The 21,041-nt window shown below is 68.2% G+C and carries 19 protein-coding genes; 7 read left to right on the top strand and 12 right to left on the bottom strand.

What is annotated here, in order from left to right; translation table 11 throughout:
- The first annotated feature begins 22 nt into the window (after positions 1–22).
- Entirely contained in the window at positions 23–355 is a 333-nt protein-coding gene (gene flgM / locus O1Q03_RS24560; RefSeq protein ID WP_269506612.1) for a flagellar biosynthesis anti-sigma factor FlgM, read from the top strand.
- A gap of 85 nt (positions 356–440) precedes the next feature.
- Positions 441–881, top strand: a complete 441-nt coding sequence (locus O1Q03_RS24555; RefSeq protein ID WP_269506611.1) for a flagella synthesis protein FlgN — start codon at positions 441–443, stop codon at positions 879–881.
- A 213-nt stretch (positions 882–1,094) separates the two neighbouring features.
- On the opposite strand, the gene O1Q03_RS24550 is transcribed toward O1Q03_RS24555, so the two are convergent.
- Entirely contained in the window at positions 1,095–2,942 is a 1,848-nt protein-coding gene (locus tag O1Q03_RS24550; protein ID WP_269506610.1) for a M24 family metallopeptidase, read from the bottom strand.
- 435 nt (positions 2,943–3,377) lie between these two features.
- Between O1Q03_RS24550 and O1Q03_RS24545 the strand changes: the two genes are divergently transcribed.
- Entirely contained in the window at positions 3,378–4,232 is an 855-nt protein-coding gene (locus tag O1Q03_RS24545; RefSeq protein WP_269506609.1) for a helix-turn-helix domain-containing protein, read from the top strand.
- Between the two features lie 107 nt (positions 4,233–4,339).
- Here the strand turns inward: O1Q03_RS24545 and O1Q03_RS24540 are convergent, their stop codons facing one another.
- The 4 genes from O1Q03_RS24540 to O1Q03_RS24525 form a co-directional block, all read right to left on the bottom strand.
- On the bottom strand, positions 4,340–5,581 hold the full coding sequence (locus O1Q03_RS24540; RefSeq protein WP_269506608.1) for a multifunctional CCA addition/repair protein: 1,242 nt from the start codon (positions 5,579–5,581) through the stop codon (positions 4,340–4,342).
- Positions 5,578–6,225: a glutathione S-transferase family protein gene (locus O1Q03_RS24535; protein ID WP_269506607.1), complete on the bottom strand. Its 648-nt coding sequence runs from the start codon at positions 6,223–6,225 to the stop codon at positions 5,578–5,580. Before O1Q03_RS24535 ends, O1Q03_RS24540 begins: the two co-directional genes overlap by 4 nt.
- A gap of 55 nt (positions 6,226–6,280) precedes the next feature.
- A complete protein-coding gene (locus O1Q03_RS24530) occupies positions 6,281–7,240 on the bottom strand; it encodes a complex I NDUFA9 subunit family protein (protein WP_269506606.1) in 960 nt (319 codons plus the stop codon).
- Positions 7,241–7,479: 239 nt separating this feature from the next.
- Positions 7,480–9,432, bottom strand: a complete 1,953-nt coding sequence (locus O1Q03_RS24525) for a lytic transglycosylase domain-containing protein (RefSeq protein ID WP_269506605.1) — start codon at positions 9,430–9,432, stop codon at positions 7,480–7,482.
- An 8-nt stretch (positions 9,433–9,440) separates the two neighbouring features.
- On the opposite strand from O1Q03_RS24525, the gene O1Q03_RS24520 reads away from it, so the two are divergent.
- Positions 9,441–10,049: a 5-formyltetrahydrofolate cyclo-ligase gene (locus O1Q03_RS24520; RefSeq protein WP_269506604.1), complete on the top strand. Its 609-nt coding sequence runs from the start codon at positions 9,441–9,443 to the stop codon at positions 10,047–10,049.
- Between the two features lie 74 nt (positions 10,050–10,123).
- Here O1Q03_RS24520 and O1Q03_RS24515 read toward each other — a convergent pair whose 3' ends face one another.
- Positions 10,124–10,636, bottom strand: coding sequence for a winged helix DNA-binding protein (locus tag O1Q03_RS24515; RefSeq protein WP_269506603.1), 513 nt, complete (start codon positions 10,634–10,636; stop codon positions 10,124–10,126).
- Positions 10,637–10,784: 148 nt separating this feature from the next.
- On the opposite strand from O1Q03_RS24515, the gene pxpB reads away from it, so the two are divergent.
- The 3 genes from pxpB to pxpA are packed head-to-tail and all read left to right on the top strand — an operon-like array spanning position 10,785 to position 13,324.
- Positions 10,785–11,441 (top strand): 5-oxoprolinase subunit PxpB, encoded by a 657-nt coding sequence (pxpB, locus tag O1Q03_RS24510; RefSeq protein WP_269506601.1) that lies wholly within the window; start codon positions 10,785–10,787, stop codon positions 11,439–11,441.
- On the top strand, positions 11,438–12,505 hold the full coding sequence (locus tag O1Q03_RS24505; RefSeq protein ID WP_269506600.1) for a biotin-dependent carboxyltransferase family protein: 1,068 nt from the start codon (positions 11,438–11,440) through the stop codon (positions 12,503–12,505). The genes pxpB and O1Q03_RS24505 overlap by 4 nt, the downstream gene beginning before the upstream one ends.
- Positions 12,506–12,559: 54 nt before the next feature.
- Complete coding sequence (gene pxpA, locus O1Q03_RS24500; protein ID WP_269506599.1) at positions 12,560–13,324, top strand: 5-oxoprolinase subunit PxpA; 765 nt, start codon at positions 12,560–12,562, stop codon at positions 13,322–13,324.
- A 545-nt stretch (positions 13,325–13,869) separates the two neighbouring features.
- Here pxpA and O1Q03_RS24495 read toward each other — a convergent pair.
- From O1Q03_RS24495 to O1Q03_RS24470, 6 genes are all read right to left on the bottom strand, one after another.
- Positions 13,870–15,012, bottom strand: coding sequence for a TraB/GumN family protein (locus tag O1Q03_RS24495; RefSeq protein ID WP_269506598.1), 1,143 nt, complete (start codon positions 15,010–15,012; stop codon positions 13,870–13,872).
- A complete protein-coding gene (locus O1Q03_RS24490; RefSeq protein ID WP_269506597.1) occupies positions 15,005–16,021 on the bottom strand; it encodes a peptide ABC transporter ATP-binding protein in 1,017 nt (338 codons plus the stop codon). Before O1Q03_RS24490 ends, O1Q03_RS24495 begins: the two co-directional genes overlap by 8 nt.
- The gene (locus O1Q03_RS24485; RefSeq protein WP_269506596.1) at positions 16,018–17,013 is read right to left on the bottom strand and encodes an ABC transporter ATP-binding protein; all 996 of its coding nucleotides are present in this window, start codon (positions 17,011–17,013) and stop codon (positions 16,018–16,020) included. The genes O1Q03_RS24490 and O1Q03_RS24485 overlap by 4 nt, the downstream gene beginning before the upstream one ends.
- 84 nt (positions 17,014–17,097) lie before the next feature.
- Positions 17,098–18,015 carry an ABC transporter permease subunit gene (locus O1Q03_RS24480; RefSeq protein ID WP_269506595.1) on the bottom strand — a complete coding sequence of 306 codons (918 nt, stop codon included), beginning with the start codon at positions 18,013–18,015 and terminating at the stop codon, positions 17,098–17,100.
- 4 nt (positions 18,016–18,019) lie between these two features.
- On the bottom strand, positions 18,020–19,030 hold the full coding sequence (locus O1Q03_RS24475; RefSeq protein ID WP_269506594.1) for an ABC transporter permease subunit: 1,011 nt from the start codon (positions 19,028–19,030) through the stop codon (positions 18,020–18,022).
- 118 nt (positions 19,031–19,148) lie between these two features.
- Complete coding sequence (locus tag O1Q03_RS24470; protein ID WP_269506593.1) at positions 19,149–20,777, bottom strand: ABC transporter substrate-binding protein; 1,629 nt, start codon at positions 20,775–20,777, stop codon at positions 19,149–19,151.
- Between the last annotated feature and the right edge of the window lie 264 nt (positions 20,778–21,041).

Here is a 21,041-nt window from a genome sequence, read left to right as displayed (position 1 = left end):
CAAACCGTACAGGAAACCCATCGTGAAGATCGATTCCACTCCGAACCCGAGCCCACTGGCGCCGACCGGCAACGGCGCGACCCGCGCGCAATCCGGCGCGGCTTCGTCGACGTCCGCGCAGGCGGCCGACGCTGGATCGACCGGCGGCGACACGACCGTGAACCTGTCGGGTCTGTCCGGCCAGCTGCGCGCGCCGTCGGCATCGGGCGACGCCGACATCGACACGGCACTCGTCCAGTCGATCAAGGCCGCGCTGAACAACGGCACGCTGACGGTCGACGTGAACAAGATTGCCGACGGTGTATTGAATACCGCCCGCGACCTGCTGCAACAGCAGCGTCCGCAGGGCAACTGAGCCGGATGGGGGCCCGTCACGCCCCGGCCGGTCCCCCGGTTTGCCGGTGCGCCCACGCGCGCGCCGGCGCGACGAGCATGACGCGATGAGAGAAGAGCTGCTGGCCACGGTCAACGACGAACACGCGACGGTCGAGGCGTTCGCGTCGCTGCTCGCCTACGAGGAAAAGGCGCTGACGACCCCTGAGCCGCTGGAAATGCTGCCCGGCATCGTCGAGAAGAAAACCGCGCTGCTCGACCGGCTCGCGCAGCTCGAACGCACGCGCGACATCCAGTTGTCCGCGCTCGGCTTTCCGGCCGGCAAGAAAGGGATGGATCAGGCCGCCGAGCGCGATGCACGCCTCGCCGGCCGCTGGCAGTTGCTGTTGCAGGCTGCCGAACGCGCGCGCCAGGCCAACGCGAACAACGGGATGCTGATCCGGATCCGGATGGACTACAACGAGCGCGCGCTCGCGGTGCTGCGCTCGGCGCCCGCGCCGACGGGTGTCTACGGGCCCGACGGGCGCGTGTCGGCGCTGATGCGCTGATGCACCGGCGCCACGCGGCGCTCAGGCCGCCACGCCGACCGGTGTCTATGGGCGCGTATCGGCGCTGATACGCCGATGCTTTGACGTGCTGGCACCACGCCGTGCGGCGCTCTGGCCGCCAGCCGACCGGTGTCTACGCGCGCGTGTCGGCGCCGGCGCCACGCCGCGCGGCGCTCCGGCCGCCGCGCGTCGTCGTCCACCTGACTTGCCCGCTTACAACAGCGGACACGCAGTGACCTGCGTGCCGCGTTCCACGCAAAGCCGTTCGTAGTCGCGCAGGTACGCGCGCTCGTCGTCGTCCAGCAGTTCGACGTCGATCAGGTCCCAGTCGTAGCCGACCGTCACGATGTTTTCGAACGCGACGGTATCCGACGCGTCGTCCGCGTGCACGATCACGATGTTCTCGATCCGCACGCCGCCCTTGCCCGGCACGTAGATGCCCGGCTCGACCGAAATCACCGCATTCGGCACCAGCCCGTACTTCGCGCCCGGCGCGAACCGCACGCCGCCTTCGTGCACGTGGATCCCGACGCCGTGCCCGGTGCCGTGGCCGAAATCGTAGCCGTGGTCGCGGCACACCTGCCGCACGGCCGCATCGACGTCGCCGCCCGTCGCCGTTTTCGGGAAGCGCGTGACGAGCCCCTTGATGCAGGCCTTCAGCGCGACGGTGTAGATCTCGCGCTGCCACGGCTGCGCCACCGTCTCCGCTCGCGTGCGGCGCAGCACGACGCGCGTGCAATCCGTCGCGAAGCCGGCGTCGTAGTACGCGCCGCTATCGAGCAACACCAGTTCGCCTTCGGTCAGCTCGACGTCGGCGCTCGCCGCCGTGTAGTGCGCGAACGCACTGTTCGCGCCGTTCGCGGCGATCGACGGGAACGTCAGCGCGAGCGCCGAGCGTGCGCCGTACGCGTCGTTGATCGTGCGCGCGAGATCGTATTCGGTCGCGCTTCGTCCCGGCTCGCCGGCCTTCGCCCAGCGCATCGTCTCGGCGATCGCCGCGGAACTGCGCGCGAACGCATCGCGGAAGCGATCGAGCACGGCCGGCGTCTTGCTGGCACGCATCGCCTCGACCGGATTGAAATCGGCGTGGCGCGCCTGCGGCCATACGCGGCTCACCGACTCGACGAGCGCGCAGTTGACCGATTCGAACCCGTAGCACACGTGGTCGACCGCGAATTGCGCGAGGAAGCGTTCGAGTTCCGCGAAGTCGCGCCGGATCACGTGCAGCGCCGGATACGACGCCAGCTCGACCGGGCAGCGGTCGCAGCCTTCCGGCAGGAACAGCGCGACCTGCTCGCCGATCGCGAACAGGAAGCCCAGGTGCGACGACGCATTGGGGATGTGATAGCCGCGGCTGTTCAGCAGATACGCGAGGTCGTCCGATGCGCAGGTGAAGAACGCGGTCTTGCCGTGGGCGGCACCGGTGTGCGCGGCGAGCCGCCGGTTCAGCGTGTCGAGGTTCTGCGCGACGCTCGCGCCGGTCATGGCTTCCGGCAGCTCGAAGATCGGCCGCTCGACCACCCAGCCCGGCAGCGCGATCGCGCGGTCGATCTCGCGCTCGACGAGGCTCGTCCAGTCGAGCGACGCGGCCTGTGTCTGCTCGACCAGCCGGTCGCGCTGCCCGACGCTGATCCGCAGCGCGTCGTAGCCAACCCGCGCGAGCCGGCTCGCGTGCGCGAGCAGCCAGTCGGCCAGGCCCTGCCAGATCGTCGCGTTCATCCCGAGCTTCTCGATGCGCACGCGCGCCGGGTCGCATTGCTGCTCGGCCTGCAGGTGATAGCGACCGTCGACGAACAGCACGAACGGCGGCGCGTCGAGCGCCTGCGCGGTCGCCGCGCTGAGGAAGATCCCGCAGCCGGCCGAGCCGTCGAAGCCCGACACCGCGTAGCGCGGATTGTTACGGCGCGGCACGTATTCGGTGATGTATTCGTCCTGCGACGTGACGACCACGGCATCGAGCCGCAGCGCGTCGAGCACGCGCGACAGGCTCGCCTGCGCGTCGCCGACGGACGCGTCATACGGAGGAAGGCCGGAGAAGTTGTATTTCAGTCGATCGATCATCGGATACCCGTTATTGATTGTTGTCGGCCGCCGCCGCCGTCACGCGCATGGCGCGCGCAGCGGCTTGCTGCCCGGCGTGGGCGACGCGCGAGCCGGCGGACAACCGGGCCGCGGTGCCGTCCAGGCGGCTGGCCTTCGGGAAAAATTTTTGTCTCACTTAACTTTGTTTGATGCACGCGACAGAATCTAGAGCACGGCGAAATTGAGGTCAAGCTAAAATTTTTGCAGGGCTAAAATTTCTCGCGCGGTGCGCGGCGGTGGCGCGGCCTGCGCGCGCGGGCGTCGTCCGCGCGTCGTGCGGGCGCCACCGCGCGGTACAATGCGCGCGCATCGTCGTCCCGACGGCCGTGCTTCGTGCGATTCGCGGACCAGCCCCGTCCGGCGACGGCACCGCCCCTCCGCCCGCCTCCCGACTCGTAGTCACGAAAGAGATTCATGGATTCAGACATCATGCGTATCGGCCAGCGCATCCGGCGCCTGCGCCGGGAAGCGAAGAAGACGCTGCTGGAGGTTGCGACCGAAGCGAGTCTGTCGGTCGGATTCCTGTCCCAGGTCGAGCGCCATCTCACCGGCATCTCGCTGTCATCGCTCGCCAATGTCGCGAAGGCGCTGAACGTGCCGCTCGGCGCGCTGATCGAGCAGCCGCGCCAGGTGCAGCCCGATTCGCACGCGGGCCACCGCGAACCGTACGCGGTCGACGCCACGTCGCAGTGGTACGAGCGGCTGTCCACCACCTTCGACGGCAGTCAGATCAATGCGCTCAAGGTCCGGATGATGGAGGGCTACCGCTCGGAATGGGTTGCCCACGGCGGCGACGAGTTCGTGTACGTGCTGACCGGCCGGCTCTGCTACACGATCGGCAAGAAGGATTACCCGCTCGCGCCCGGCGATTCGCTGCACTTCGATGCGAGAAAGCGCCATCGCGTCGCGAACGTCGGCGACGGGCCCGCCGAGCTGATCGCGGTCGGCACGCTGCCGCTGTTCGGCGACGACTGCGCCGAGTTGGGCCCCGCGGCGGTGAAGCCCAGGCTGCTCGCGCACGATGCCGACGCAACGCCGGGCGAGCCGCGCGTAAGCCGCCGCGAACCGGTGCCGAAACGCGCACGCCGTGCGCACACGGATGCGAACTCGGATGCGGATGCGGATGCGGCCGGGGACACGCCGCAGCCCACCGACACGCCGGCCCGCGCAGCAGCCAAACCGGCCGCCGGGAAGCCGCGGGCGCCCGCCGGCAAGCGTCCGGCGGCGGCCACGCCGGCACGCCGCACCACCGTCCGCACGAAGAAATGACGGCTGGCGGCCGGTGACGCACCGCGCGGCCCGGGCCATACGCACGATGCGCGGCACTGGGGCGCGGCACCGAATTGCCGTACCGAACCGCGGCCCCCTCCGCCCGCCTATTCCGCGATCGCCAGCGCCTGCTTGACGGCCTCGATGCGTGCGCGATGCACGGCGTCCTTGATCTGCATCGCGTCGTTGCCGACCCCGCGCGCGACCGCGCCCGCGTCGACGCTGCGCGCCGCCACCAGCGCCACGCGCAGCCGCTCCGCCTGCGGATACGGCTGGGTCTCGAGCCCGAGCCGGCCGCGCGCATCCGATTCGCACGCCTGCAGCATCTCGGCGAAGCGCGCGGGCTTGCGCAGCGCGTCGCTGCGCTCGAAGAACCGCACCAGCGCGGCCGCGCCCATCTCCATCACGCGATGCAGGTTGCCGTGCTCGCGCGCGACCACCAGCGCGAGATCGCGGCATTCGTTCGGCACGCGCAGCCGCTCGCACAACGGCTTGAGCAGGTCGACGCTGCGGCCTTCGTGGCCGACGTGGCGCGGCAGGATGTCCGCGGGCGTCGTCGCCTTGCCCAGATCGTGCGTGAGCGCCGCGAAGCGCACCGGCAGCGAATAGCCCTGCTTCGCCGCATAGTCGACGACCATCATCACGTGCACGCCCGTGTCGACTTCCGGATGGTAGTCGGCGCGCTGCGGCACGCCCCACAACGCGTCGACCTCCGGCAGGATGCGCGCGAGCGCGCCGCACTCGCGCAGCACCGCGAACATCTGCGACGGCCTCGCTTCCATCAGCCCGCGTGCGATTTCCTGCCACACGCGCTCGGGCACCAGCGCATCGACCTCGCCCGCGTCGACCATCCGCCGCATCAGCGCGAGCGTTTCGTCCGCGATCGTGAAATCCGCGAAGCGGGCGGCGAAGCGCGCGATCCGCAGGATCCGCACCGGATCCTCGATGAACGCGTCGCTCACGTGCCGGAACACGCGTGCGCGCAAGTCGGCCTGCCCGTCGAACGGGTCGACCACGGGGCCGACCAGCGCACCCTCGGGGCTCACCTCGCGCGCCATCGCATTGATCGTCAGGTCGCGCCGCGCGAGATCCTCTTCGAGCGTCACGTCCGGCGCGTAATAGAACTGGAAGCCGTGATAGCCGGCCGCCGTCTTGCGCTCGGTGCGCGCGAGCGCGTATTCCTCCTGCGTGTCCGGATGCAGGAACACGGGAAAATCCTTGCCGACCGGCCGGAAGCCCTGCGCGGCCATTTGCTCGGGCGTCGCGCCCACCACCACGTAGTCGCGGTCCTGAACCGGCACGCCGAGCAATTCGTCGCGGATCGCTCCGCCTACTGCGTAGATGTTCATGGCTGGGGTTCGTATTCGGCGATCACGTTGGTTTCACGGCGCGCGGCATCGATCCACCGCTGCACCGCCGGCAGCGCCGTCACGCGCGCCGCGTAGCCTGCAGCCTCCGGCGACAGCGCCGGCGCGTACGTGTTGAAGCGCATCACGACGGGCGCATACATCGCGTCGGCGATCCCGAATTCACCGAACAGGAACGGCCCGCCCGACGCCTCGATGCATTCGCTCCACAGCGCGTCGATGCGCGCGACGTCGGCGAGCGCGTCGGGCGTCGCACCGCGCCCCGGCATCGACGCGCGCACGTTCATCCCCATCTGCGTGCGCAGCGCGGCGAAGCCCGAATGCATCTCGGCCGAGATGCAGCGTGCGTGCGCGCGCTGTGCCGGATCGGCCGGCCACATCGGCAAGTGCGGATAGCGCTCGGCGAGCGTCTCGGCGATCGCGAGCGAATCCCAGATCGCGGCGCCGTGGTCGTCGATCAGGCACGGCACCTTGCCGGACGGCGAATACTCGCGGATGCGCGCGGCGGTGTCGTCGCGGCGCAGCTCGATCGCGATCTCGTCGAACGGGATGCCGAAGTGCGCGAGCAGCAGCCACGGCCGCATCGACCATGACGAGCAGTTCTTGTCTCCAATGACGAGTTTCATGGCGGTGTTCCGAAAAGCGCAAAAATGAAGGACGAAAGCGGCCGCGTGCGGCGCCCTAGCGGCGCGAGCGGAACCAGTCGAAGCGCGAGCGCCGCGCGGCGTGGCCGAGATACGCGGGGGCGATGCTTTCGAGACTCGCGGGCGCGATCCCGAGTTCCGGTGCGAGCGGCCCGGACAGCACGTTGGGCACCGACATCGACGCGAGATTGTCGCGCGTGATCACCGGCTCGCCGGGCAGGCTTTCGAACACCCGCGCCTGCAGTTGCGCGAGCGCGTCGGGCAACCGCACGATGCGTGCCTGCCGTCCGACCAGCGTGCCGCAATAGCGCACCAGTTGCTCGAGCGTGTAGACGGTCGGGCCGCCGAGTTCGTAGGTCTTGCCGTGCGCGCCCGCGAGATCGAGCGTGTTGACGAACGCGCGCACGACGTCGCCGACGAAGATCGGCTGGAAGCGCGCATCGGGCATCGCGAGCGGCAGCACGGGCAACGTGCGCTGCAGCTTCGCGAACGTGTTGAGGAATGCGTCGCCGGGGCCGAACACGACCGACGGCCGGAAGATCGTCAGCGCGAGCGAATCGGTCGCGGCGACCGCATGCAGCGCGGCCTCGCCGTCGCCCTTCGAACGCTGGTACATGCTCGCGCCGTGCGAATCCGCGCCGAGCGCGCTCATGTGCAGCACGCGCCGCACGCCGACCTCGACGCATGCGGCGGCCAGCGCAGCCGGCAGCGCGACGTGCGCGCGCTCGAAGCCCGGCCCGTACGGCGTGCCGCGGCCGCCGTGCAGCACGCCGACCAGATTGACCGCCGCGTGCGCGCCGGCCACGAAGCGGGCCAACGTGCGCGTATCGAGTGCGTCGAGTTCGACGATTTCCACCGGCAGCATCTGCAGATGGCGCGCATGGTCGCGTCGCCGCGTGCCGATGCGTACCTGCTTGCCGGCGTCGATCAGTGCATTGACGAGCCGGCTGCCGATGAAGCCGGTGCCGCCCAGCAGCGCGACGGTCTGGCGATCCATATTCCGAACTCCTCGGGTCTGGTCACGCTGACAACAGGCTTGCGCCGCCGCCGGAAGGGCCGAGCAAGGATTGCGACGAAGCGAACACTCGCCGTATCCGCAAGGAGCGCGACGCCGCGATCAGCCGTTCCGGCGGCCAGCCCCATGATGGATTGTGTCGGTATCGGCAAGCCCGTTATCAGCGTGAACCGCCCGTTGGAACACTGCCGCGTCTCGCGCGGCAGTGTGAAGATTGCGTATCAGGGCGAGATCATGCCTAGACGTTTCTTCAACGACTGCGGTTTGCCCTCGAAGAGCGCCGCGTAATAGACGGTGTTCGACAGTACGTTCTTCACGTAGTCGCGCGTCTCGTTGAACGGAATCGTCTCTGCGAAGATCGCGCCTTCGATCGGCTGCGTCAACACCTGGCGCCACTGGCGCGGCCGGCCCGGGCCCGCGTTGTAGCCGGCCGTGGCGAGCACCGGCGAGCTGTCGAAGGTGTTGTAGATGTCCGACAGATACCAGGTGCCGAGCTGGATGTTGGTATCGATGTCGTGCATCTGCGCGCGCGTGATCGGGCCGAGCCCGAGCTTCTTCGCGACCATCTGCGCCGTCGCCGGCATCAGCTGCATCAGGCCGCCCGCCCCGACCGACGAGCGCGCGCTCGTGATGAAGCGCGATTCCTGGCGGATCAGCCCGTACGCCCATTCGACGTCGAGGCTCGTCGAGCGCGCGTAGCGCTCGACGATGTCGCGGTACGGCGACGGATAGCGCAGCGTGAAGTCGTGCTCGGCCTTCGTGCGATCGGCGGTGTTGACCGTGCGATCGAGCAGGTCGACGCGCTTGCCGTATTCGGCGGCTGCGAGCAGTTGGCGATCGGTCATCCCGCGCAGCGGCCAGTTCCATTCGCGATTGCCTTCGAGACGCAGGTTCAGCGCATAGAAGCGCTGCGCGAGCGCGAAGCCCGGGATCTTGCTCATCGCGTCGATCTCCGCGTCACTCACCTTGGTGCGCGGCGGGATCGTCGTGCGCTGGCCGAGCTCTTCGCCGGCGAGCTGCCCGTAGAAGTTGAACTGGCCCGCGACCTGCTCGAATTCCTGGTTCGCCTGCAGCGTGTCGCCGCTCTGCTTGAGCGCGCGCGCATGCCAGTAGATCCACGCCGGATCGTTGCGCAGCGACGGCGGCATCTGCTCGATCGACCAGCGCACCATCGGCCAGTTGCCGGCGAGCAGCGCCGCGCGCGTGCGCCATTCGTAGCCCGCGTTGGACAGCGGCGCGTTCGCGGATTTCGCATACCAGACCGACGCGAGCGGCGAGCGCTTGATTGCGCCCTGGTAGCCGATCGCGCCCCACGCGATCGCCTGTTCCTGCTTGGTCAGCGAAGGCGCGACCGTTGTCAGCATCCCCGCCGCCGCATCCGGATCGTTGCGGGCCATGCGGCCGAGCGCGATCAGCGCAAGCTGGTGCGAGACCGCGTCCGGGCCGACGCCGCGCGCGAGGTACAGCGGCGGCGCGCTCGTCGCCTGGTCGAAGCCGACCGGGCGCGGGCCGAGCGCGTCGACGATCTTGCCGCCGAGCGTCGTGTAGTTCTGCTCGAACGCGAGGCGCGCCTGCTGCCACACGTCGTCGCTCGTGAACTGCTGGTTGACGGCGAGCGCCGTAATCAGGTCGACACAGGCGTCGCCGTAGTATTTCGGCTCGACGAGCAGCGCACGCGCCGCGTCGGCGACGTTCTCGCCGCGCGCCGCGCGCGATTCGAGCGCGTAGCACTTGACCTGCGTGTCGTCGTCGAGCACGAAGCGCTTGTACTGGTCGTCGAAGCCGCGCCAGTCGTGGCGCGCGCCGAGCACGAGCAGGTAGTCGTTGCGCAGGCGGTCGGCGATCGCCTGGCCGTCGTAGCGCTGCAGGAACGACTGCACCGGCGCGTCGGGCGCATCGAGGCGTGCCTGGCCCGACGAATCGAACAACTGCGGCTTGATCTGGAAATACTCGACGTAGGACGGGACCGGATAGTTCGGGATCGTCGACGCGAGCTGCGCAGCCTTCGCGGCGTCGTTACGGCGCGCGGCTTCGCGAAGCTGCACGAAGATCTGGTCATCCCCGGAGAGCGTGTCGTCGCTCGGTGCGGCGCACGCCGCCGTGCCCGCCACGAGCGCGGCGGCCGAAAGCGTCAGCGCGACCGCGCGATATACTCGGAAAAGGCTGTTCGACATCGTTTTGAATGGAGCACGAATTGAGCGAAAGCATAGCATGCAACCCTGTGCCGAACCCGAAGGTTGCCCTGCGCAAAACGCTGTCCGGCGCGCGTCGCGACGCCGCGTCGCAGCCCGCCGCGAACGCCGCGCTCGACGCGCGGCTGCGCCGCCTGCTCGAGCGGCTCGCACCGCGCACGGTCGGCTTCTACTGGCCGCTGCCGGGCGAGTTCGACGCACGCGATGCGGTGCTCGCGTGGGCCGCGGCAGGCGCGGGCCGCCGCGCCGCACTGCCGGTGATCGGCGAGCGCCACACACCGCTCGCGTTCCACGCGTGGGATGCGGCGACGCCGATGCGCGAAGGCCATCACCGGATTCCGGAACCGGCGTCAGGGGTCGTCGTCGTGCCCGATCTGCTGTTGATTCCGTGTGTGGGATTCGACCTGCAGCGCTACCGGCTCGGCTATGGCGGCGGCTATTACGATCGCACGCTCGCCGTGTGGCCGGCCGACACGCTGCCGGTGACGGTCGGCATCGCGTACGAAGCGTGCCGCGTCGATGCACTGCCGGCCGAAGCGCACGATCTCGCGATGCGCTGGATCGTGACCGACGGCGCGCTCTACCCGGCCGCCGGATGACGTCGCACGCGGCGCCGCGGCCATTGCCGCATGTGCGTCAGCCGGGCACCACGTGCCGTTTCGTGCGCAATCGTTTACAGCGATGCCGCCGCGCGCGCGGCCGTGTCGTAGAGCCCCGATGCATGGCGCAGCAGCTGCGCCGCGTCGCCGATCTGCTGGTTGGTGAGGCCGCTGTCCTTCAGCGTTTCGATCAGGCAGTGCTCGCGCACTTCCCGATACTTCAGGCACAGCTCGCGGCCCGCGTCGGTCGCGAAGAAGAACACCTCCTTGCCGTTCTTCTCGCTCTTCACATAGCCGCGCGCAATCAGTTTTTTCAGCGCATAGGTCGCGACGTGCGTATCCTCGATATTGAGCACGAAGCAGATGTCGGCGAGCTTCTTCTTGCGCTCGCGATGGCTGACGTGATGCAGCAGCGACACCTCGACCGCCGTCATGTCCTTCGCACCGGCGGCCGACATGCAGCGCACCATCCATCGGTTGAATGCGTTGCCGGCCATGATGAGCCCGTATTCGAGTTCCGACAACTCCGCGCTCGAATCGGAAACGAGGTGTTCGGATGACACGATCTTGGTCGCAGGACGCTTCATGAAAAGGCGGCGCAAGCCGGATGCCAGGGTGTGCCGAGTGTACGCCAGAAGCAGCGGCAGGCGAGCTAGGCAAAAACGCTTATTGGTAAGTTATCGATATCTTATTGACAATGTACGCTAACATTGCCGTCCGAACCGTGCCAGTCCGATGACGCCACCCCGCATTTATCCGCTCGGCGATGCCGCCCTCGTCTGCGAGGTGCCGCCACCCGCCACGCTCGATTGCCAACGCCGCGTCTGGGCCGTGGCCGAGGTCGCTCGCGCGTGGCCCGACGTGATCGACGTCGTGCCCGGCATGAATAACCTGACGATCGTGTTCGACGCGCTCGCCGCGACGGCCGACTCGCTCACGCCGGCGCTGCGCGACGCGTGGGAGACGGCCGACGTCGAGCACGCGGACGGCCGGACGGTCGAGATCCCGGTCGAATACGGCGGCGCCGCCGGCCCCGACCTGCCGGCCGTCGCCGCGCACACGGGGCTGTCGGCCGACGAGGTCGTCGCGCGTCACGCGGCCGGCGAATACGTCGTGTTCTTCATCGGCTTCCAGCCGGGCTTCGCGTATCTCGGCGGCCTCGATGCGTCGCTGCACACGCCGCGCCGCGCGGCGCCGCGGCTCGAAGTGCCGGCCGGCTCGGTCGGCATCGGCGGCGCGCAAACCGGCATCTACCCGGCCACCTCGCCCGGCGGCTGGCAGCTGATCGGCCGCACGTCGCACGTGCTGTTCGATCCGGCGCGCCAGCAGCCGACGCTGCTGCTGCCCGGCGATCGCGTGCGCTTCACCATTGCGGGAGTCGACGCGACATGAGCCAGAACACCACACCGGGCACCGTCGAAGTGCTACGGGCCGGCCCGCTGTCGACCGTGCAGGATCTCGGCCGCCGCGGCACGCGCCATCTCGGCGTCGCGCAGGGCGGCGCGCTCGACGCTCTCGCGCTCGAGGTCGGCAACCGGCTCGTCGGCAACCGCGCCGACGCGGCCGCCGTCGAAATCACGATCGGCCCGGCCACGTTGCGCTTCACGCGCGCGACGCGCATCGCGATCACCGGCACCGAATTCGGCGCGACGCTCGACGGCAAGCCCGTGTATTCGTGGTGGAGCCTGCCGGTTGAAGCCGGGCAGACGCTCGTGCTGCCGGCCGCGAAGCGCGGCATGCGCGGCTACCTGTGCATCGCGGGCGGCATCGACGTGCTGCCGATGCTCGGCTCGCGCAGCACCGATCTCGCGTCGCGCTTCGGCGGCCTCGGCGGCCGCGCGCTGCGCGACGGCGACCGGCTGCCGGTCGGCGTGCCGCCGGCCGGCGCCGGCTGCCTCGCGGCGGATGCGCCCGAATTCGGCGTGAAGGCGCCCGCGTGGTGCGCGTTCGCGCGCGTCGACGAACCGCCGCGCCGCCACCGCCCCGCCCATGCGCCGTGGGCGATGCCCGTGCGCGTGCTGCCGGGGCCCGACTACGCGTCGTTCGCCGCCGATTCGCAGCAGGCGTTCTGGGATGACGATTGGCTCGTCACCGCGAACAGCAACCGGATGGGCTATCGCCTGGCCGGCACCGAGCTCGTGCGCGAGCGGCCGGCCGAACTGCTGTCGCACGCGGTGCTGCCCGGCACGGTCCAGGTGCCGCCGAACGGCCAGCCGATCGTGCTGATGCACGACGCGCAGACCACCGGCGGCTATCCGAAGATCGGCACGGTGATCCGCGCGGATCTATGGAAGCTCGCACAGGCGCGGCTCAACCTGCCGATCCGCTTCGTGCGGACGACACCCGACGTCGCGCGCGCCGCCCTGGTCGCAGAACGTGCGTATCTGCGTCAGATCGACGTCGCGATCGAAATGCGCGAGGAAACCCGCCGTCGCACGCAATCGCGCGCGGCGTGACAATGGCGGTAGCTGGACAGAGGACGTGCCACGCAACCAGTGGACGAGGAACCCATGGAAATCGATCTGAATGCGGATCTCGGCGAAGGATGCGGATCGGACGAGGCGCTGCTCGACCTCGTCACGTCGGCGAACATCGCATGCGGGTGGCATGCAGGCGGCGCGAACGCGATGCGCGACTGCGTGCGCTGGGCCGTGCAGAAAGGCGTGTCGATCGGCGCGCACCCGAGCTTTCACGACCCGGAGAATTTCGGCCGCAAGGAAATGCAGCTGCCGGCCGGCGATATCTACGCGGGCGTGCTGTATCAGCTCGGCGCGCTGTCGGCGATCGCGCAGGCCGAAGGCGGCCGCATCGTGCACGTGAAGCCGCACGGCGCGTTGTACAACCAGGCCGCGCGCGATCCGATGATCGCCGACGCGGTGGTGTCCGCGATCCACGACTTCGATCCGTCGCTCGCGGTGTTCGGGCTCGCGAACAGCGTGTTCATCGCGGCCGCGCGGCACGCGGGCTTGGCCGCGGTCGAGGAAGTGTTCGCCGATCGCGGCTACCGCGCGGACGGTTCGCTGGTGCCGCGCAGCCAGCCCGGCGCGCTGATCGACGACGAGGACGCGGTGCTCGCGCGCACGCTCGACATGGTGCGCAACCGGCAGGTACGCGCGGTGAGCGGCGAGTGGGTGCCGCTCAATGCGCAGACGGTCTGCCTGCACGGCGACGGCCCGCATGCGCTCGCGTTCGCGAAGCGGATCCGCGCGGCGCTCGAAGCGGCTGGCGTCGAGCTGGTGGCGCCCGGCGCACTGCAGGCCGACGAAGGCGCCTGACGCAACGCGTCGTCGCCAAACCGCCGCACCAAAGAAAAAAGCGCCCTCGTGGCGCTTTTCTGTTGGCTTGATCGCCGCGGCTTCGCCGTCTGTCGATTCAGCCCCCCGAAACCGTCTCGCGACGGCGTCCGGAACACGATCCCGGATTAAAAAACGTCCGCCGCCGGCCGATTGACTTCACCCCGGTTGGACGACGGAACGTCGCTTATTCGCAAGCCGGCCCGCATGCATTGTTGTTGTCCGACGATGGTGGCCCCGCCGTACATGCAGACACTCCGCGGCCGGCACGTACATCACGTGCCGGCAACGCGCTAACCCCGCGCTTTGTTTTTGCTACCCCGTAGAACTTTTTCTATTCTTTTCATTTTTTCAACTTGTGGGATGAAGAATAGATATTGGCAGAACGGGATGTCAATGGTTTTAAACGCTATTTTCTGAAGATTCGAGGGTTTTCCTGATCGGCCCGCACGACTGCGCAGGCGCGTTGCTCCGCGCGCGCACGGTCGATCAAACAGGGGAAGATCGGTGCGGGCGGACGCGCGCGATCAGCTCGCGTCGACCCGGTATCCTTGCTGGCGCAACAATTGGAGCACGCCGCGCGGGCCGCCCAAATGCAGCGCGCCGATCGCGACGAACAGCGGCCGGTTCGGCGCGGCGATTGCCGTCATCCGTGCAACGAAGCGCCGGTTGCGCTCGTACAGGATCTTGTTGTCGATCGACGCCGACAGCACCTTCGAACGGGCCAGCCGTTCGCTCTTCCCGACCGCCCACGCGGAGATCGCGTCGGCGTCGCCAATTTGCCACAGTCGGTGCAGCGACTTGATGTCGTCGGCGTTCTGCTGCGGGGTCTGCACCATGTCCTGCGCAAGCATTTCGCGCTGCTCGGCCAGCGTCAGCCCGGTGAACGCGCGCATCTGCTCGGCGAGCGTCTCGAGCCCGATCACGCGGCCGCCCTTCTTCAGATAGACGTTCTGCAGCTGCGCCTCGGTGCCGAATTCCGTCTGCAGGCCGGCCGACAGCGAGTCGTAGGTCTCGACGACGAGCGCCGCGAGCCACGGCCGCATCCGGCGGATCTCCGCGAGTGCGGCCGGATTGCCGCGCAGGCGCGCCGCGAGCCGCTGCCACAGCGGCTCGGGCAGCAGGCGCTGCAGGCACGGATAGCGGCACACGCCGTACTTCGACACGTCGTCCTGCGATTCGAGCAGATCGTCCGGCGACAGCTCGAGCGCGAGCGTCGGCGACGCGGCGAGCGCCGCGAGGATGCGCGGCCGGAACGGCTGCTGGCTCGGATGGTCGGCCGGGTCGCCGGTGTGCAGCGTGCCGAGCACGTACAGCGTGACCTTGCCCTTGGTGGCGACGTAGAACGGCATGCGCGCCGGCTGCACGCGCACGGTGCCGCGCGCGACCGTCCCGTTCGACACGGACGGCCCATGAAAGCCCGGCAGGTTCATGCCGGGCGGCGGAACCTGCGACGGACGGAGCGGCGAACTCGCCGGCGCACGCCCTTCGGCATGCGCGGCGTCGACGGGAACCAGCACGCTGGCGGCCGCGCACGCACCGGCCAGCGCCGCGCCCGTGACCGTGCGCACGCTCCAGCGCCGTGCGTTGCGGCACGCGCGCATCACGCGCGCGCTGCCGGCCCCCGAACGGCGCACGCTCGGCGCGCGCGCCGCCAACACATCAGGCATTCTCCTCCCCGACCTCCTCGGCGCGATGGCAGGCCACGCGGCGTCCGTCGACGTCGCGCAGCTGCGGTTCCTCGACGCGGCAACGCTCGATCGCGTACGGGCAGCGCTGGTGAAACGAGCAGCCCGACGGCGGATTGAGCGGCGACGGCAGCTCGCCCTGCAGCTTGATCTGCACGCGGCGGTCTTCCTCGAAGATCGCCGGCGTCGCCGACATCAGCGCGCGCGTGTACGGATGGCGCGGCCGTGCGTAGATCGTTGCCTTGTCGCCGAGCTCGGCGACGCTGCCGAAGTACATCACCATCACGTCGTCGGCAACGTGTTCGACCACCGACAGGTTGTGCGAGATGAACACGTAGCTCGTCTTGAACTGCTCCTGCAGATCCATGAACAGATTCAGGATCTGCGCCTGGATCGACACGTCGAGCGCGGACACCGGCTCGTCGGCGACGACGATGCGCGGATCGAGGATCATCGCGCGCGCGATCGCGACCCGCTGGCGCTGGCCGCCCGAGAACATGTGCGGATAGCGCTTCGCGTGCTCGGGCCGCAGGCCGACCGTGCGCATGATCTGCGCGACGCGCGCGGCGCGCTCGGCCGCAGTCAGGTTCGCGTTGATCTCGAGCGGCTCCGCGAGCGTCTGTTCGACGGTCTTGCGCGGGTTCAGCGACGCGAACGGGTTCTGGAACACCATCTGCACGCGGCGGCGCAGGTCGGCGACCGTCTCGCGGTTCGCGCCGGCGACGTTCTTGCCGTCGATCATGAGACTGCCCGCGGTGGGCGTCTCGATCATCGTGAGCTGGCGCGCGAGCGTCGACTTCCCGCAGCCCGACTCGCCGACGACGGCGAGCGTCTTGCCGCGCTTCAGCGAGAACGACACGCCGTTCAGCGCCTTCACCGTGCCCTGACCGAACATCCCGCGCTTGACCGTGTAGTGCTTCGCGAGGCCGTCGGCCACCAGCACGGCTTCCTCGTCGTGCGGCGTGGCACGCGTTTCGTGGACTGCATTCATCGTGCGCCTCCCGTCAGGTCGAGGGTGGAAACATTGAGCGGCTTGATGCAGCGCGCGCGCATCGCGTCGTTGCCCGACACCAGCGTGTCGAGCGCCGGCCGTGCCTTGCGGCAATCGTCGACGACGTACTTGCAGCGCGGCGCGAACAGGCAACCGGACGGGCGATCATCGCGGCCCGGCACCATGCCCGGCAATGCGGCAAGGCGACGCGCCCCCTTATTGTGCTCGGGAATCGCCGCAAGCAGTGCTTCGGTGTACGGATGATGCGGCGCGCGGAAGATGTCGGGCACGCGATTGGTCTCGATGATCTCGCCCGCGTACATCACCGCGACGCGATGCGCGACCTCGGACACCACGGCCAGGTCGTGCGAGATCAGCACGAGCGCCATTCCGCGCTCCTTCTGCAGCTTCACGAGCAGATCCATGATCTGCGCCTGGATCGTCACGTCGAGCGCGGTGGTCGGCTCGTCGGCGATCAGCAGCTTCGGGTTGCACGCGACGGCCATCGCGATCATCACGCGCTGGTTCATCCCGCCCGACATCTGGTGCGGGAACGACGCGATGCGGTTCTTCGCATCGGGAATGCCGACCTGGTCGAGCAGTTCGAGCGCGCGCCGGTGCAGCGCGTCGCCGCGCAGGCCTTCGTGCAGCTTCAGCACTTCCTTGATCTGGTAGCCGACCGTGTAGCTCGGGTTCAGGCTCGTCAGCGCGTCCTGGAACACCATCGCGATGTCCTTGCCGACGATCTTGCGGCGCGCCTTCGGCGACGCCTTCAGCAGGTCGACGCCGTTGAACGTGACCTCGTCGGCCGTCACCTTGCCCGGCGCGTCGATCAGGCCCATCAGCGCCATCATCGTCACGCTCTTGCCCGAGCCCGATTCGCCGACGACGCCCACCACCTCGCCCGGCGCGACCGACAGGTTGATCCGGTCGACCGCGGGCAGGCCGTTGAAGTTCACCGCGAGATTGCGGATGGTCAGAAGGTTGCTCATGTCATCCTCCGCCGGGCCGCCCCAAGGAGGATGACCGCCCCCGTGGGGGGCAGCGAACGAAGAGAGCGTGGGGGTCGTTTCATCTTAGGCCATCCGCTTCAGTTTGGGATCCAACGCGTCGCGCAGCCCGTCGCCGAGCAGGTTGATCGCGAGCACCGTAATCAGGATCGACAGGCCGGGCATCGTCACGATCCACCACGCGTTGTCGATGTAGTCGCGCGCGGAAGCGAGCATCGCGCCCCACTCGGCGGTCGGCGGTTGCACGCCGAGGCCGAGGAAGCCGAGCGCGGCCGCGTCGAGAATCGCCGACGAGAAGCCGAGCGTCGCCTGCACGATCAGCGGCGCCGTGCAGTTCGGCAGCACCTGCGAGAACATCAGGCGCAGCGTGCCGGCGCCGGCCACGCGCGACGCGGTCACGTATTCCTTCTGCAGCTCGCCGAGCGCCGATGCGCGCGTGAGGCGCACGTAGGCCGGCAGCGCGACGATCGCGATCGCGAACATCGTGTTGGTGAGGCCCGGGCCGATGATCGCGACGACCGCGACCGCGAGCAGCAGCGACGGCAGCGCGAGCAGCACGTCCATGATGCGCATCACCGGCGTGTCGGCCCACTTCTGGAAGAACGCGGCGACGAGCCCGAGCACGATGCCGGGGATCAGCGCGAGCACGACCGACACGAAGCCGATCCAGAACGACATCCGCGCGCCGAACATGAGCCGCGAAAGGATGTCGCGGCCCGCTTCGTCGGTGCCGAGGATGAATTGCCAGTTGCCGCCGGCGAGCCACGCGGGCGGAATCTTCACGTAGTCGCGGTATTGCTCGACCGGGCTGTGCGGCGCGATCAGCGGCGCCAGCAACGCGACTGCGATCAGCAGGATCACGACGATGCCGGCGAAGACGGCGCCGCGGTTGCGCGAGAAGTTGGCCCAGAACTCGCGCAGCGCGAGCGCACGGCCGCCGGCCGGCGCGGACTCGGTCGGCAGGGTATTTTGCAGATTGCTCATGGAATTACCTCGTGTGGCGGATGCGCGGATTCAGCACGCCGTACAGCAGGTCGACGACCAGGTTCACGACGATCACGAGCGTCGCGATCAGCAGGATGCCGCCCTGGACGACCGGATAGTCGCGGCGGCCGATCGCATCGATCAGCCACTTGCCGACACCGGGCCACGAAAAGAGCGTCTCGGTCAGCACGGCGCCCGCGAGCAGCGTGCCGATCTGCAGGCCGATCACGGTGACGACCGGGATCAGCGCGTTGCGCAGCGCATGCACGACGACCACGCGCACAGGCGACAGCCCTTTCGCGCGGGCGGTGCGGATGTAGTCCTCGCGCAGCACTTCGAGCATCGACGAGCGCGTCATCCGCGCGATCACCGCAAGCGGGATCGTGCCGAGCACGATCGCGGGCAGGATCAGGTGGCTGACCGCCGACTTGAACGAGCCTTCGTCGGGCGCGAGCAGCGCGTCGATCAGCATGAAGCCCGTCGGATGCGGGAAGTCGTATTCGACCGCGATACGGCCCGACACGGGCGTCCAGCCGAGGGTCGACGAGAACACCATGATGAGGATCAGCCCCCACCAGAAGATCGGCATCGAGTAGCCGGTGAGCGCGGTGCCCATCACGCCGTGGTCGATGACCGAGCCGCGCCGCAGCGCGGCGATCACGCCGGCCGGCAGGCCGACCGCGAGCGCGAACACGAGCGCGCACAGCGACAGCTCGACCGTCGCCGGGAAGCGCGCGAAGAATTCGCCCGCGACGCTCGTGTTGGTGATGATCGACATGCCGAGGTCGCCATGCAGCGCGCGGCCGATGTAGTGGATGTACTGCAGGGGAAGCGGCTGGTCGAGCCCGAGGCGTTTCATCGCCTCTGCGTGCATCGCGGGATCGACGCCGCGCTCGCCCATCATCACTTCGATGGGGTCGCCCGGTATCAGGTGAATCAGCGCAAACGCCAGGATGGTGATGCCGATGAAAGTCGGGATCACCATCCCCACGCGGCGCAACACGAATCGGAACATGATGCGTCTCGTATTTTCTTGTGGGAAATGTGCGACCGGCGACGAAGGGCTTTTGGCCCCTCGCCGCCGGATGATTTCAAGCCGGTTTTCTCAATGACGACAGCTTACGCCAGCCCGGTCACTTCACGCCAACACCGTCGAAACGTGCATAGCCGAGCGGCTCGATACGCATGTCGACCACGTTCTTGCGTACCGGCTGGTAGACCGTCGAGTTCGCGATCGGCGAGAACGGCAGCTGCTGCGCGAAGATCTGCTGGGCCTGCGTGTAGATCTTCGTGCGCGCGTCCTGGCCCGTCGTCGTGCGACCCTTCTGGATCAGCTCGTCGAACGGCTTGTAGCACCAGTGCGAGAAGTTGTTGCCCTTGATCGCCTCGCAGCCGAGCAGCGTGCCGAGCCAGTTGTCGGGGTCGCCGTTGTCGCCCGTCCAGCCGATCAGCATCGTGTCCTGCTCGCCGCCGTGCGCGCGCTTGATGTACTCGCCCCACTCGTACGTGACGATCTTCGCCTTCACGCCGATCTTCGCCCAGTCGGCCTGGATCATCTCGGCCATCAGGCGGGCGTTCGGGTTGTACGCGCGCTGCACCGGCATCGCCCACAGCGTGATGTCGAAACCGTTCGGGAAGCCTGCCTTCGCGAGCAGCGCCTTCGCCTTCGCGGTGTCGTACGCGGGCAGCTTCAGGTTCTTGTCGTACGACCATTGGGTCGGCGGCACCGGCGCGTTCGCGGCCTGGCCGGCGCCCTGGTAGACGGACTCGAGGATCGCCTTCTTGTTGATCGCCATGTCGAGCGCCTGACGCACTTCGAGCTTGTCGACCGGCTTGTGCTCGACGTTGTACGCGAGGTAGCCGAGGTTGAAGCCCGGCTGCGACGGCATGTCGACGCCCGAGTCGGCCTTCAGCGTCGCGATGTCGGCCGGACGCGGATAGCTCATCACCTGGCATTCGTCGCGCTTGATCTTCTGCACGCGCACGCCCGGGTCGGGCGTGATCGAGAAGATCAGCTTCGAGATTTTCACCGCGCCCTTCTTCCAGTAGTCAGGATTGCCGTCGAAACGGATCGTCGCGTCCTTCGTGTAGCTGCGGAAGATGAACGGGCCCGTGCCGATCGGCTTCTGATTGATGTCGGCGGCCTTGCCGGCCTTCATCAGCTGATCCGCGTATTCAGCCGACACGATCGACGCGAACTCCATCGCCATGTTCTGGATGAACGGCGCGTTCGGCTCGGCCAGCGTGAACTTCACGGTGTACGGATCGACCTTCTCGACCTTCGTGATCAGCTTGTCGAGACCCATGTCGGTGAAGTACGGGAACGACACCGGGTAGGCCTTGCGGAACGCATTGTTCGGATCGAGCATGCGCTCGAACGTGAACACGACGTCGTCCGCGTTGAATTCGCGCGTCGGCTTGAAGAAGTCGGTCGTGTGGAACTTCACGCCGTGACGCAGGTGGAACGTGTACACCTTGCCGTCGGACGAGACGTCCCACTTCTCGGCGAGGCCGGGCTCGACCTTCGTGCCGCCGCGCTCGAATTCGACGAGGCGGTTGTAGACGGTGAACGTGGCGGCGGTGAAATCGACGCCGGTCGTGAATTGCGCGGAATCAAAACCCGCCGGGCTGCCTTCTGAGCAGTAGACGAGCGTTTTGTTCGGGATCTGTGCGAATGCAGATCCCGCGACGCCGAGCGATGCCGCTGCCACGCCTGCAATGGCGGTAACACGCAGGGTGTGCAACAGACGGTTGTATTCCATGTTTCCTCCAGGTCTCCAGATCGGAACCGGTCCCGCCAGGGCCCGGCGTACGCGGATATTACTTGAGCTATCGATCCTGCAACAAGCTGGAGAAAAAAGTCTTCTAGACGCGCCCACACGGGTTTTTGCGGATGTTTTGCACGCGCGAAAAGTGCGTCTGCGCGCGCCGACGACCGTTTCGTTCATCCCGCGCATGTTTCGTCCGACAACTAAACAGTTCATACGTGGACGCGACGCGCGTCACGCATTTTCCGGCGGCCGCAG

Origin of the sequence: Burkholderia sp. IMCC1007, from assembly GCF_027257875.1 — a bacterium.
GTDB lineage: Bacteria > Pseudomonadota > Gammaproteobacteria > Burkholderiales > Burkholderiaceae > Burkholderia.
This window is presented reverse-complemented; position numbering and strand designations above follow the sequence as displayed.